Source organism: Grimontia sp. NTOU-MAR1 (genome assembly GCF_035758505.1).
Lineage (GTDB): Bacteria > Pseudomonadota > Gammaproteobacteria > Enterobacterales > Vibrionaceae > Enterovibrio > Enterovibrio marinus.
The window spans coordinates 1,813,401-1,827,692 of the sequence record NZ_CP142108.1 but is presented as its reverse complement, the minus strand read 5'-3'; the positions used below and the strand labels follow the sequence as shown (position 1 = coordinate 1,827,692).

The 14,292-nt window shown below is 49.4% G+C and carries 11 protein-coding genes; 8 read left to right on the top strand and 3 right to left on the bottom strand.

The genetic code is table 11. The annotated features are described in order from the left end of the window. Positions 1-31: 31 nt before the first annotated feature. Both srmB and VP504_RS08370 read right to left on the bottom strand, forming a co-directional pair. Positions 32-1,273, bottom strand: coding sequence for an ATP-dependent RNA helicase SrmB (gene srmB / locus VP504_RS08375; protein WP_002540395.1), 1,242 nt, complete (start codon positions 1,271-1,273; stop codon positions 32-34). Positions 1,274-1,333: 60 nt separating this feature from the next. Then, a complete protein-coding gene (locus VP504_RS08370) occupies positions 1,334-2,068 on the bottom strand; it encodes a tRNA1(Val) (adenine(37)-N6)-methyltransferase (protein WP_325893842.1) in 735 nt (244 codons plus the stop codon). A gap of 279 nt (positions 2,069-2,347) precedes the next feature. Between VP504_RS08370 and brnQ the strand changes: the two genes are divergently transcribed. Beyond that, on the top strand, positions 2,348-3,652 hold the full coding sequence (brnQ, locus tag VP504_RS08365) for a branched-chain amino acid transport system II carrier protein (RefSeq protein ID WP_325893841.1): 1,305 nt from the start codon (positions 2,348-2,350) through the stop codon (positions 3,650-3,652). A gap of 79 nt (positions 3,653-3,731) precedes the next feature. Here the strand turns inward: brnQ and fldB are convergent, their stop codons facing one another. Continuing rightward, entirely contained in the window at positions 3,732-4,250 is a 519-nt protein-coding gene (fldB, locus tag VP504_RS08360) for a flavodoxin FldB (protein ID WP_325893840.1), read from the bottom strand. Between the two features lie 225 nt (positions 4,251-4,475). Here fldB and xerD point away from each other — a divergent pair, with 225 nt between their 5' ends. From xerD to VP504_RS08325, 7 genes are all read left to right on the top strand, one after another. After that, complete coding sequence (gene xerD / locus VP504_RS08355) at positions 4,476-5,330, top strand: site-specific tyrosine recombinase XerD (protein WP_232314351.1); 855 nt, start codon at positions 4,476-4,478, stop codon at positions 5,328-5,330. A 107-nt stretch (positions 5,331-5,437) separates the two neighbouring features. Continuing rightward, positions 5,438-6,178: a bifunctional protein-disulfide isomerase/oxidoreductase DsbC gene (gene dsbC, locus VP504_RS08350; protein WP_325893838.1), complete on the top strand. Its 741-nt coding sequence runs from the start codon at positions 5,438-5,440 to the stop codon at positions 6,176-6,178. Between the two features lie 163 nt (positions 6,179-6,341). After that, positions 6,342-8,069, top strand: coding sequence for a single-stranded-DNA-specific exonuclease RecJ (gene recJ, locus VP504_RS08345; RefSeq protein ID WP_325893836.1), 1,728 nt, complete (start codon positions 6,342-6,344; stop codon positions 8,067-8,069). A gap of 227 nt (positions 8,070-8,296) precedes the next feature. Beyond that, positions 8,297-9,395, top strand: a protein-coding gene (prfB, locus tag VP504_RS08340) for a peptide chain release factor 2 (protein ID WP_325893835.1) whose coding sequence is annotated in 2 segments (ribosomal slippage) — positions 8,297-8,371 and positions 8,373-9,395 — 1,098 coding nt in all. Because the reading frame shifts where the segments join, the coding sequence is not laid out codon by codon here. A gap of 27 nt (positions 9,396-9,422) precedes the next feature. Further along, positions 9,423-10,937 carry a lysine--tRNA ligase gene (gene lysS, locus VP504_RS08335; RefSeq protein ID WP_325893834.1) on the top strand — a complete coding sequence of 505 codons (1,515 nt, stop codon included), beginning with the start codon at positions 9,423-9,425 and terminating at the stop codon, positions 10,935-10,937. 199 nt (positions 10,938-11,136) lie between these two features. After that, entirely contained in the window at positions 11,137-12,543 is a 1,407-nt protein-coding gene (locus tag VP504_RS08330) for an amidohydrolase (RefSeq protein WP_325894006.1), read from the top strand. A 413-nt stretch (positions 12,544-12,956) separates the two neighbouring features. Continuing rightward, a complete protein-coding gene (locus VP504_RS08325) occupies positions 12,957-14,291 on the top strand; it encodes a sigma-54 dependent transcriptional regulator (protein ID WP_325893833.1) in 1,335 nt (444 codons plus the stop codon). Position 14,292: the final 1 nt, after the last annotated feature.

Here is a 14,292-nt window from a genome sequence, read left to right as displayed (position 1 = left end):
TAATTAAATTGAAAATCCAGCAAAATCTTGATTATGCGGATTTTTTCGCTGCTTTTTTCGCCGCTTTCTTAGCTTTTCCTTTTACTTCTTTGTTAGAAAGCTTTTTCTTTTTCTTCTTAAATTCCGGCTTCTTATGTTTTGGCTTCATGCCATCAACATAGCGTTCTTTCACGTCTTCTTTCATGTAGCGGCAGATACGGTCCATCATTGGTTGATCGTGCGCTTCTACCAGAGAAATGGCGTTACCTTTCTTACCCGCGCGGGCAGTACGACCGATACGGTGCAGGTACACGTCGGCTTTTCGTGGCAGGTCGAAGTTGATGACGTGGTCGATGTCTGGCACGTCGATACCACGTGCTGCAACATCAGTTGCTAACAGAACATTAATTTCACCAGTGGTGAAACGCTCGATCGCGTAAGTACGCTTTGCCTGAGCCATTTCACCTTGCAGCCATGCACAATTCACTTTCTCTTTGGTTAGGAATTCACGCAGTGCAGCCAGACGCTCACGGGTTTTCACAAAGATGATCGCACGCTCAGCCTGTTCCGTCAGAATCGCTTTCAACAGGGCATTTTTATGCGCCATGTCGTCACAGCGGTAGTACCACTGGGTGATCTTCTTGCGTTCACGGCGCGGCGGTTCAGCTTCTACTTCTACCGGATCGGTCAGCAGGGTGTTCTTGAAACCTTCAATGCCTTTACCTTCCAGCGTCGCGGAGAACAGCATACTTTGTTTACGCCAGCGACATTCGGTAGAGAGTTTATCAACAGCAGGGCCAAAGCCCATGTCGAGCATGCGGTCGGCTTCGTCCAATACCAAGCTTTCAATTGCGCGACAGTCAAAGCGTTCAGCTTCGATGTATTCCATCAGACGGCCAGGCGTCGCAACCACGATGTCTTGGGTTTTACCCAGAATCTCAGCATGTTCTTGGTACGAGATACCACCTGTGATGGTGATGATCTTTAAATCTGTGTATTTCGCCAACGCGCGGGCTTGATCAGCTACCTGAATGGCCAGTTCACGGGTTGGAGTCAGAATCAGGGCGCGTGCAGGACCCGGCTTCTGACGAGGGAAGTCGATAAGGTGTTGCAGCAATGGCAATACAAAAGCCGCCGTTTTTCCTGTTCCCGTTGGCGCAGACGCCAGAATATCACGGCCATCCATACCATGAGGGATCACGCCAGCCTGGATCGCTGTTGGTCGCTCGAAGCTCATGTCATCCAGCGCTTGTAGCAGTTGAGGATCCAGTTCTAGTTCAGCAAAAGTTCGCACGCGTTGTTTCTCCACTCAAAGTTAGGGGGCGAATTATAGAGACTAATTCAAGTACGATCATCACATCTTGAGGTAAAAATCTCTTGTGAGCGAAATAAAGTCGTTTGTATAGCTTCCCGCTGCCTGGATCACCAAGGTTTTGGCATCTAAACCATGTTCTTCCTGATTCGATAGCGACATCAACTTCCGGCTCACCGGTTTGTTGGCGGTTGGTTGTACGTTCAACAGCCGTTGGCAATAAAGTCCATACTCTTCAGCTTTTGCCAGCAAGGTATCAGCCTCCACTGAAGGTAAGATCAAATGCGCCTGTCCGTTGGGTAAAAGTCGAGTATTTATCACTTTTAATAAGGTGTCGTGAGAGAGGGTGTCGGTGTGGCGCGCAGTGGCTCGCCGAGAATCGCCTGCTTGCTCGCCGGAGTTAAAGTAAGGGGGATTGCAGATAATAGTATTGAACTGCAACGGGTTTTCCCACTCGGCAATATCCTGATGCAGTACATTTATTCGATCTGCCCAAGCAGATTGTTCTGAATTGAATTGCGCGGTGTTGGCGGCGTGTTCATCGATATCCAGCGCGGTGATTTTTACTGCGGGAAATCGCTGCGCCATCATCAGTGCCAGCAAGCCAGTGCCAGTGCCAATGTCGAGCACTTCATCAGACTCTCCCGCCTCAGCCCAAGCGCCAAGCAGCACGCCATCCGTACTGACGGGCATGCCACAGCCTTTATCTTCAACAGTAAATTGCTTGAATCTGAAGCCTTTACTCACGGTAACCTCTTGATCTCTACTCGTTGCCATTGTCGACAATTGCTTAAAAAATAGATAATTATGTTGCTTCCATGTTATGAGTTTTTGCGCTCAGTATCTTTGTCTTCTATCGACTAACGGTTAATGTTTGGTTATAAGTGCCAATAGAACATTAAAAAATGGATTTATAATCTATTTTTTAATGTTCTATTGTCTGCGCAGTGAAACTTCGTCATTATTCTGCGTAATCGGTATTGAGTAGTAAAAATAACTAAAAGGCTAACTGGTTGATTACACAATTATTAAGCAAACACACATAGGTAGTACGAAGTGAAAGAGAGTTTAAAGGTTAGCGATATACTCGCGCTAGGGTTTATGACCTTTGCATTTTTCCTCGGGGCCGGAAATATCATCTTTCCTCCTCTGGCGGGCTTTCTGGCAGGTGAACACACCTTTTCTGCAATGCTGGGCTTTTTGACCACTGCTGTAGGCCTTCCTCTTATTGGTATCGTCGCGGTTGCCGTGGCGGGTGGCGGCTGGAAAGGCCTGACCCGCGATCTGCCAGCGTCAGTCGCAACACTGATGGCGGTGCTGATTTTCATCATTATCGGTCCTGCTTTTGCAGCGCCACGTGCAGGTTTGGTGGCTTATGAGATGGGCTTTAAGCCTTTCCTAAATGCACCAGGCCAGTTCGAATTGTCGCTTTTCTCGGTGGTGTTCTTTGCCATCGCGATGTTCTTCTCCCTGTCTCAGGGTAAGCTTATCGACACTATTGGTAAGCTGCTGACGCCTGCCCTGTTTGCGGCACTGGCAGTACTGGCGATTGCAGTTGTGGTGAACCCACAAGGCGATATCGTGGCAGCGCAGGGTGCGTATGTGGATCAGGCCTTCACGACAGGTTTCCTTGAAGGTTACAACACCATGGATACCTTCGCCGCACTGATGTTCGGTATGTTGATTGTGGATGTTATCCGTAAGAAAGGCGTGACTGATCAGGCGAAAACCTGTCAGTACCTGATTTATGCCGGTGTGATTGCGGCTGCAGGTCTGGCATTTGTTTACGTTTCTCTGTTCTATCTGGGCGCGACAGCGACGGGTGTGGCACCGGGTGCGGCAAACGGTGGTGCGATTCTGTCAGCTTACGTGTTGGCGCTGTTTGGCCCTGCTGGTCAAATCATCCTGTCGACCATCATTGTACTGGCGTGTCTGACGACGGTTATTGGTCTGGTTTCAGCGTGTTCTGACTACTTCAGCACCCTGACCAAAATCACTTACCGTCAATGGGTGGTTATCCTGTCTATTGCTTGTGCAGTGGTAGCGAACGTTGGCTTGAACCAGTTGATCGCCATATCTGTTCCTGTCTTGTTTGCACTTTACCCGGTTGCGATTGCACTGATTGCTCTAACGTTCCTGTGCCGCTTTATGCCTAACCCACAACTGGCATACCGCGTGGTACTGGGTGTGTCTCTGGTGTTCGCACTGTTGGATGCAGCGAAAGTCGCGGGCGTTGATGTGTCTGCGTTGAAAGTGCTGCCACTGTTTAACTACGGCATGGCATGGTTGCTGCCAACGGCAATTGCGCTGGCGGCGGTAAGCTTTGCGGGCAAGTGTAAAGGCGAAACGTCACACGCTTAAAGCAAAATCATTGGAATACAAAAAACCACCGGATGCGGTGGTTTTTTTATGTCTGAAAGATGGCTTGCAGGTTCAGGGACTATAGCGTTTCCTGAAACTCAACCAACACCTGCTCACACCATGTTGCAATGCGCTCATCACTCAGTTCGTATTGGCTGTCTTCATCCAAAGCCAGGCCGACAAACTGTTTACCGTCTTCGGTCAGCGCTTTTGAGGCTTCAAAGGTATAACCTTCATTTGGCCAGTAGCCGATAAATTTCAGGCCGGTTGGCAGCAATTCGTCATGCAACATACCCATGGCATCAAGGTACCATTCGGCATAGCCTTCCTGATCGCCAAGACCAAAAAGTGCGGCGACTTTACCTTGCAGGTTCAGACCATTGAGCTGTGACCACACCGCTTCCCAGTCTTCCTGCAACTCGCCAAAGTCCCAAGTGGAAATGCCCAGCAACAGCAAATCATACTGATTCATTTGGTCAACCGGCGTTTCTTTGATGTTGTGAATATCCACCATGTCGTCACCCAGGATATCGCGGATTTTCTCTGCCGCCATTTCGGTGTAACAGGTGGTGGAGCCGTAAAACAAACCTATTTTCATGTGCTTTTCCTGCTGTTGCGTCGTGGGGATTCTACTCCTCGTGGCTTTGTATCTCCACCCTGTAAACCACGAGGATTTGGCGCATTTTGCTGCAATCGTTTTGCTTAATCAGGGTAAACCTTGCATTCACGCGGGGGTGAGGTAGTTTGAGATAAGCAACAATTGAACTTAAGTGAGTGAATCGTGGAACAAAACGCGGTATTGGTAGAGCAGTTTTTGGATGCAATGTGGATGGAGAGGGGGCTATCTGAGAATACCCTGGCCTCTTATCGAAACGATCTGACCAAACTTTGCCAGTGGCTGGATAATGACAGCGTGGCTCTGGTGAAAGTGTCATCGTCCAAACTGCAGGATTACCAACATTGGTTATTCGATCAGGATTACAAGCAAAGTAGCCGCGCCCGTATGCTCTCTGCAATGCGTCGTCTTTTCCAATACCTTTACCGCGAAAAGCAGCGTGAAGACGACCCAACGGCCACATTGATCAGCCCCAAATTGCCTAAGCGTCTGCCAAAAGATTTGTCGGAAGAGCAGGTAGAAGCGCTACTTGATGCGCCCGATGTGGAAGACACTCTCGAGCTTCGCGATAAAGCCATGATGGAGCTCCTGTACGCCACAGGTCTTCGCGTGACTGAACTTATTAGCCTGACCACTGAAAACGTCAGCCTGCGTCAGGGCGTGGTTCGGGTAATTGGTAAAGGTGGAAAAGAGCGTCTGGTGCCAATGGGAGAGGCAGCAATCGACTGGCTGGAGCGATATATGGCGCACAGCCGCCCGGCATTGCTCGGTGAGCAAAGTTCGGATGTGTTTTTCCCTAGCCGCCGCGCCCGCATGATGACCCGTCAGACTTTCTGGCACCGTATCAAGTTTTATGCGGCGCTTGCAGGCATTGATGGTGACATGCTTTCGCCACACGTTTTGCGCCATGCTTTTGCAACGCACTTGCTAAACCACGGTGCAGATTTACGTGTGGTGCAAATGTTGTTGGGACATAGTGACCTGTCGACCACGCAAATTTATACTCACGTCGCGACTGAGCGACTAAAACAGTTGCATCAGGAGCACCATCCTCGGGCATAATGCAGCCGAACGGGTGTTTTTTTACCTCACTTGGGATTTTTTTCGTTTCTGTCCGGTCTGAGTGAGTGACAGTTTGCCCGCAAACCCATTTTCAGGATCTGAACACTATGAATTTAAAACAACTGATGGCGCGTGCTTTGATTGCCTCTGCCATGTTGTCATTCGGCACACAGGCTGCGGAAGGTGCAGACAAAGCGGCAATTGCTGATGTATTGGCGAAATACCGTCTGAATGTTGAAACTATTGAAAAAGCACCGGTTGAGGGTCTCTATGAAGTCGTGACGAATGGCGGCGTAGTTTACGCCAATAAAGATGGCTCTTACTTTATTTACGGCCAGCTTTTCCATACCACTCCAACGGAATCTATCAACCTGACTGAAATCACTCAGGCGAAGCGTAATAAAAAGCTGTTTGAAGAAGCGGATGTTGAGAAAGAACTTATCGTCTATCCGGCGAAAGACGAGAAATACGTGGTTAACGTATTTACAGATACCACTTGTGGTTACTGCATGAAGCTCCACAGTGAAATGAAGGAATACAATGATCTGGGAATTACCGTTCGCTATCTGGCATTCCCTCGCTCGGGTGAACGCTCCCCAAACATCGGCCAAATGAGTGCCATTTGGTGTGCAGATGACAAAGTGGACGCAATGAACCTAGCAAAAGCGCGCAACTTCAATGAAGAAAGCAAACAGTGCACGGATCTTGTCCGTCGCCATATGGTATTGGGCAACGCAATGGGTGTGACGGGTACACCTGCCATTATGCTTGAAGATGGTACGCTTTTGGGCGGTTATCTCCCTGCAAAGGGTTTGCTGCAGAATCTTGAACAGAAATTCAAAGGTTAAATATTTCTTCTCAAAAAGCGCCGACTTGATGGCGCTTTTTTCTTTCTGTCTTCACAGCATTCAGTTCCAAAGTCTTCCGCTTTGAAAACCACCCGCTAAAATGGAGGCTCAATCCGCATTCTTAATGCTCATCGGTATAAGCGATGACTCACAGGTTCTCTCCATGATTGAAATTAAACGTCGTCATGCGGCACAGGATGCTGCTTTTCCTGCTTCAATTCCGCCATTGCTCCAGCGTATTTACGCCAACCGTGGCATCACCTCTGAAGGTGAACTGGAGCGCAGTGCTCGCGGGCTGCTGAATTACAACGAACTACATGGCATTGCACGCGCCGTAGAATTGCTGGCAGCTGCAATGGCAGAAGGGCGACGCATTATCGTGGTGGGCGACTTTGATGCCGATGGCGCAACAAGCTCAGCCCTTTCTGTGACGGCATTTCGCATGATGGGCTGCACCAACGTTGATTACCTAGTGCCGAACCGTTTTGACGATGGTTATGGCTTGAGCCCAGACGTGGTAGAGCAAGCTGCAGCCAAAGGCGCGGAGCTTATCATGACCGTGGATAACGGTGTGTCTTCGATTGAAGGGGTTGCAGCAGCCAAAGCCCGCGATATTCAAGTCGTCGTGACCGACCACCACTTACCGGGCGAAGTGCTGCCGGATGCTGATGCCATGGTGAACCCGAACCTCAACGAGTGTGGCTTTCCGTCCAAATCGCTCGCAGGTGTTGGTGTGGCGTTTTATCTGATGTTGGCACTGCGTGCTCATCTTCGTGATAACGGCTGGTTTGCCCAGCGTGGTATCGCTGAACCGAACTTGGCGGAACTGTTGGACTTGGTCGCATTGGGTACAGTGGCCGATGTGGTATCGCTGGACACCAACAACCGCATTTTGGTGCATCAGGGTTTGATGCGAATCCGCGCGGGGAAATGTCGTCCGGGTATTCAGGCTTTGATTGAAGTAGCGAACCGCAATATGACGACGCTGGTGGCGAGTGATTTCGGCTTTGCCTTGGGGCCACGCATTAATGCTGCAGGCCGCTTGGATGATATGTCATTTGGTATTGAGCTTTTACTGTGTCAAAACCTTCAAGCCGCGCGCCAGATGGCAAGTGAGCTGGATGCCCTGAACCAAAGCCGTAAGGAAATCGAGCAGGGCATGAAAGAAGAAGCGATGGCGATTTGTGAGCGTCTTCAATTTGGTGAAGGCAGCAGTCTGCCTTGCGGCCTTGCACTGTTCCAGCGCGAATGGCATCAGGGTGTGATTGGTATCCTCGCATCACGCATTAAAGACAAATTCCACCGCCCTGTGATTGCCTTCGCTGATGGTGGTGAAGGCACTATCAAAGGCTCAGCACGTTCGATTCAGGGGCTGCATATGCGTGACACCCTGGATGTGATTGATACGCAAAACCCGGGCCTGATTAAAAAGTTTGGCGGTCACGCCATGGCAGCGGGTCTGACCATCGCCGAAGCGGACTTTGAACGTTTCTCGAAACTGTTCGACGAAGCCGTAAAAAACACCATCAGCGAAGAAGAGTTGAAAGGTGTACTGCTTTCAGACGGTGAACTCCTTTCCAATGAGATCAATTTGGATGTGGCTGAAACGCTGCGTTCTGGTGGTCCTTGGGGGCAAGGCTTTCCTGAGCCACTGTTTGATGGCAAGTTCAAGCTGCTGCATCAAAAGCTGGTGGGCGGGAAACACCTGAAAATGATGTTGGAACCCGTCATGGGCGGACAAATGGTGGACGCCATCGCCTTCAACATTGACTTGCGACGCTGGCCGGATCCCTCTGTGCAAATGGTCGAGGTCGCATATCGCCTCGATGTGAACGAGTTCCGTGGCAACCGTACGGTGCAGTTGATGGTTGAGCATATGGCGGCGGTTTAGGTAAGGAAGAGCAGGTCCTAGGGTCCTAGGAAAAGAAGGTCCTAGGAGGAGCAAGAGCCAGAGGCTCTGCTAAACAGTTCAAATACTGTAGGACCCAGGACCTTTAGCCTTTTCTCTCATTTTTCTCCGAAAATTTCTCCTTTGATCCCCATCACACTCTGTATATTCCGTCCGCAATTCTGTAGAATTCGGCGGTTAAAACTCATTCCGAACATAGAAAAGTGACCATGTTTGAAATCAATCCAATCAAAAACCGCCTAGCGGACATTGTCGAGCGTGCAAATGTCCTTAGGGGGTATCTTTGACTATGACGCCAAGAAAGAGCGTCTAGAAGAAGTTAATGCCGAACTCGAACAACCTGATGTGTGGAACGAACCTGAGCGTGCCCAAGCGCTGGGTCGTGAACGCGCGTCGCTGGAAGCGGTAGTAGAAACTATCGACCAGCTGGATCAGGGTGGCGAGTACATCACCGAACTGCTGGAACTGGCAGTAGAAGAAAACGATCAGGATACGTTCGATGAAATCGAGCCGGAGCTGAGCGATCTGGAAGAGAAGCTGTCGAAGCTGGAATTCCGCCGCATGTTCTCTGGCGATCACGACGGTTCTGATTGTTATATCGACCTGCAAGCAGGTTCAGGCGGTACTGAAGCGCAAGACTGGACATCCATGATGCTGCGCATGTACCTGCGTTGGGCTGACGCAAAAGGCTTCAAGACCGAAGTGATTGAAGTGTCTGAAGGTGATGTGGCTGGATTGAAATCAGCAACCGTTCGTATCAGCGGCGAATACGCTTACGGCTGGCTGCGTACCGAAACCGGTGTTCACCGTCTGGTTCGTAAGTCTCCGTTCGATTCAGGCGGTCGTCGTCACACCTCGTTCTCTTCTGCATTTATTTACCCGGAAGTGGACGAAAATATCGACATCGATATCAACCCGTCTGATCTGCGTATCGACGTTTACCGTGCGTCAGGCGCGGGCGGTCAGCACGTTAACACCACCGAATCAGCGGTACGTATCACACACGTACCAACCAACACCGTGGTGCAGTGCCAGAATGACCGAAGCCAGCACAAGAACAAAGATCAGGCGATGAAGCAGCTTCGCGCAAAACTGTTTGAACTGGAACTGCAAAAGCAGAACGCAGAGAAACAGGCGAATGAAGCAGCGAAGTCTGACATCGGTTGGGGTAGCCAGATCCGCTCTTACGTTCTGGATGACTCACGCATTAAAGACCTGCGTACCGGTATCGAAAACCGTAACACCCAAGCGGTGCTTGACGGTGATCTCGACAAGTTTATTGAAGCGAGCCTGAAATCTGGTTTGTAATTTTTTAAGTTAATTCAAAGGTTCACTATGACTGACCAGTTACAAGACGAAAACAAGCTGATCGCGGAGCGTCGTGCAAAACTGAACCACATTCGTCAAAGCTGCAATGCAAACGGCCACCCAAATGAATTCCGCCGTGAGCACAAAGCGGCTGATCTTCAGGCTGAGTTTGGCGAAAAGAGCAAGGAAGAGCTGGAAGCATTGGATCACAAAGTCAGCGTTGCTGGCCGTGTGATGGCAAAGCGTGGCCCTTTCCTGGCACTTCAGGACGTGAGCGGTCGTATTCAAGCATACGCAGCGAAAGACGTTCAGAACGTGCTGAAAGATCAATATCAGGGCCTGGACATCGGTGACATCATCGGTGTGAAAGGCGCACTGCATAAGTCTGGCAAAGGCGACCTGTACGTGAACATGGAAGAGTACCAACTGCTGACTAAAGCACTGCGTCCTCTGCCAGAGAAATTCCACGGTCTGACTGATCAGGAAATGCGTTACCGTCAGCGTTACGTTGACCTGATCGTAAACGAGGATTCGCGCAACGCATTCAAGGTGAGATCTAAGCTGATTTCTGCGATTCGCCGTTACATGGAGTCAAAAGACTTCATGGAAGTGGAAACGCCAATGATGCAAGTGATCCCGGGTGGTGCTTCTGCACGTCCGTTTATCACGCACCACAACGCACTGGATCAGGAAATGTTCCTGCGCATCGCGCCTGAGCTGTACCTGAAGCGTCTGGTTGTGGGTGGTTTCGAGCGCGTATTCGAAATCAACCGTAACTTCCGTAACGAAGGTCTGTCTCCACGCCACAACCCAGAATTCACCATGATTGAGTTCTACATGGCGTACGCAGATTACAACGACCTGATCGACCTGACTGAAGACATGCTTCGTTCAGTGGCTTTTGAAGTTCTGGGTGAAACCTCTATGCCTTACGGCGATTACACCGTGGAATTCGGTGGTAAATATTCACGTATGACCATGCTGGAAGCGATCAAGCACTACAACCCAGAGCACGCTGATATCCAAGCGCTGACTGTTGAAGACGTTCAGGATCGTGAGAAGCTGGTCGCTATCGCTAAGTCTCTGGAGATCTACGTTGAGAAATTCTGGACTTGTGGTCAGCTGCTGGAAGAAATCTTCGGTGAAACCGCAGAACCTAAACTGATCCAGCCAACCTTCATCACTGGCTACCCGGCAGATATCTCTCCGCTGGCGCGCCGTAGCGATGACAATCCGTTCTTCACCGACCGCTTTGAATTCTTCATCGGTGGCCGTGAAGTAGCGAACGGTTTCTCGGAGCTGAATGATGCAGAAGATCAGGACGCTCGCTTTAAAGCGCAGGTTGATGCGAAAGATGCAGGTGACGACGAAGCGATGTTCTACGATGCAGACTACATCACTGCACTGGAACATGGTCTGCCACCAACAGCGGGTCAAGGTATCGGTATCGACCGTCTGGCAATGCTGTTTACCAACACACACACTATCCGTGATGTGATTCTGTTCCCGGCGATGCGTCCACAGAATCAGAAGAAAGACTAAATCTGACTGACTTCTGAGACGTCTCTGAGACACCAAAAACACTGGCTTATGCCAGTGTTTTTTTATGTGTGTATGTGAATGTACAAACGCTTGCTTAATGTCACAAATATTGCGGTGCAATTAACGTTTTAGTTCCGGTTTGATCCATCTACAGGGATGATGCCCGCGCAATTCCTTGCTGCTTTTATTGAAGATAACCATACTAAAAAAATCCTTCCTTTCTGCCAGTGTTGCTCTGGCAACGTTGGCTTCATCGGCAGCGTTTGCTGTTGAACATATCGACCTGTTAATTAAAGACGCGACTGTATTGACCATGAACGCTGATAAAGCGGTTTATGCGAATGGTGTGGTGGCTGTTGATGGCAACAAGATTGTGGCTGTCGGTGACGAGACCCTGTCGAAAGCCTATCAGGCCAAAACTGTCTTGGATGTGGACGGTGACATCGTGATGCCAGGATTGATCAACACCCACACTCATGCCTCAATGACAGTGTTCCGTTCACTGGGTGATGATGTGCCTGATCGTCTTCATCGCTATATCTTCCCATTAGAAAGTCAGTTGGTGAGCCGAGATATGGTACGTATCGGCGCGCAACTGGGTAATGTGGAAATGCTGAAAGGCGGCGTGACCACTTATGCCGATATGTACTACTTCGAAGATGAAGTGGCGAAAACCGTCGACAAGATTGGTATGCGCGCGATCCTGGGTGAAACCGTGATTAAGTTTCCAGTCGCTGATGCCGCTAACGCGGAAGAAGGCATCCAATACGCGCTGAACTTTATTAAGAAATATAAAGACCATCCACGTATTACCCCAGCTTTCGCGCCACACGCACCTTATACCAATACGACCGAAGTGCTGCAGAAAATCATCAGGCTTTCGCTGGAGCACGATGTGCCTGTGATGATCCACCTTGCGGAATCAGAGCGTGAAAACGAAGTGATTGCCGAGCGCAGTGGCGGTAAGTCTCCCGTCGAATACATGGCGGATATTGGTGCGCTGACGCCAAACTTAGTTGGCGCGCACGTGATTAATGTCGATGACCATGATATTGCGCTGCTGAAAAAGCACGATGTGGGCATTGCGCACAACATGAGTGCCAATATCAAGTCTGCCAAAGGTGTGTCACCGGCATTGAAGATGTTTGATGATGGTCTTCGAATTGGTCTCGGCACTGACGGGCCGATGTCAGGTAACACACTCAGCACAGTGGATGAATTCAACCAAGTTGCTAAAGTGCACAAGCTGGTGAACAAAGATCGCGCGGCAATGCCACCCATCAAGGTGATTGAGATGGCGACGATAGGAGCTGCACGTGCGCTTCATATGGAAGATAAAATAGGTTCTTTGGAAGCAGCCAAGCTCGCTGACATCATCGTGATTGATACGAAGGCACCAAACATGTTGCCAATGTATAATCCCTATTCAGCGCTGGTGTACTCAGCGTATGCATCGAACGTGAAACATACCATTGTGGATGGCCAGATCCTTATGCAGGAGAGAAACATCCTGACTGTTGATGAAGACAAAGTCCGAGAGGAAGCGTTGCAGTTTGCAGACAAAGTAAGAGAAACCGTCATCGCCAGTGGCGAAGAAGTGAGATAGTTGTTCGCCTTTTTGCCTCAAATAAAAGACCGAGTCTCATTCAGATGCGGCCATTTGCCTTCTTTATCAGCAGATAGCCTCAATAAATCGGGTCATAGTCTATGATCTAAGAAATTTTAGAGATAATTCTAAATTTCTCAAAAATGAGAAGTGTTTGAAATACTGGCCATTTTGATAGCTTTTTTAGGCATCGTAGAATAGTCTAACTTACTAAAATTAATGATATTTATGTCAGCTACTTGTTGCCTATGTTGTCAGCAAATCGAACAGCAAAAGTGTCTTATATGGGAACTATGCTGATTTGAGAGCCACTTTGTATCTACATTGAGACAGACCTGCTTGTCTTACAAAATATAATGATACTCACAACATTTTGAACACGTGTCGTTAACGGATGACTAAAGGCAGGCGTTATGGGTATGCAATTCAGATCTGAGGCGGTTCCAAGTTCACTCGTCGTAGTAGGCGGAACTTACGAACCTTGGCTGGCAACACTGGAACAAGCAGGTTGGCGTTGTCACCGCTGTTATGACCTCAGAGCAGCACAATCTCTCCTTCAGGACATTGGTCCTTGCATTGGTATTGTGGACATCAGCCACGATGATTTCAGTCTTAACGGTGTCGCATCACTGGTAAACCGCAACAAGCAGGTTCGCTGGTTGGCGCTGATCCGCGAAGATCAACTTAACAATGATGCAATTTGTCAGTTCATCGTGAGCTTCTGCATCGACTACTTCACTTCTCCAATTCCAGATAGCCAGCTGATGAGCACCATCGGTCACCAACTGGGTATGCTGAAACTCGAGCGCCACGTATGGCCTCAACTGGGCGACCACAGTGACATGGGTCTGCTAGGTAAAACGTCTGTGATGAAGAAGCTTCGCGATCAGGTTCGCCGTGTAGCACCCACAGACGTATCAGTGCTAATCAACGGTGAAAGCGGTACCGGTAAAGAACTGGTGGGTATGGCGATTCATAATGCTTCTACCCGCGCGAAAGGTCCGTTCATTTCAGTGAAATGCAGTGCGTTGCCAGAAAAGCTTATTCAAGACGAGCTCTTTGGTGATGGCACGACAGAAGGAAAAGTACAGCAAGCGCACCAAGGTACTCTATTCTTGGATGAAATCGGTGACTTGCCATTGAATCTTCAGGCGAATCTCCTGCACCTGTTGCAAGATGGTACGGTAGAAACACACGACGACAAGTACTCGAAAGAGATCGATGTCCGTGTTATTGCTGCAACGCACATGGATCTGGAAAAAGCGGTCGCTGAAGGTCAGTTCCGCGAAGATCTGTTCTACCGTCTCAATGTTTTGCGTATCTCAGTTCCTTCACTAAAAGAGCGCAGTGCAGACATTCCTGAGCTGGCTGAACACTTCCTGCTGAAGTTTGCACGTCAGTACAACACACAAGCACGTACTTTCTCTGAAGAGGCGAATAAGATCCTGACCAACTACAGCTGGCCGGGTAACGTACGTGAGCTGATCAACCAAGTAAAACGTGCAGTACTGCTGGCTGATAATCTGGTGATTGAAGCTGAGCATCTGGATCTGCCACGTCAGGGCGATTACAAACAGAGTCTGCGTAAGATCCGTGAAGAATCTGAGCGCGATGCATTGCTTGCGGTACTGGAAAGCAACAATGGCCAAGTATCTGCGGCTGCGAAAGAACTGGGTGTATCCCGTGCAACTATGTATCGCCTGCTGAACAAGCACAGCTTGATCCCGGCGCCACGTAGCTTTCGCTAAG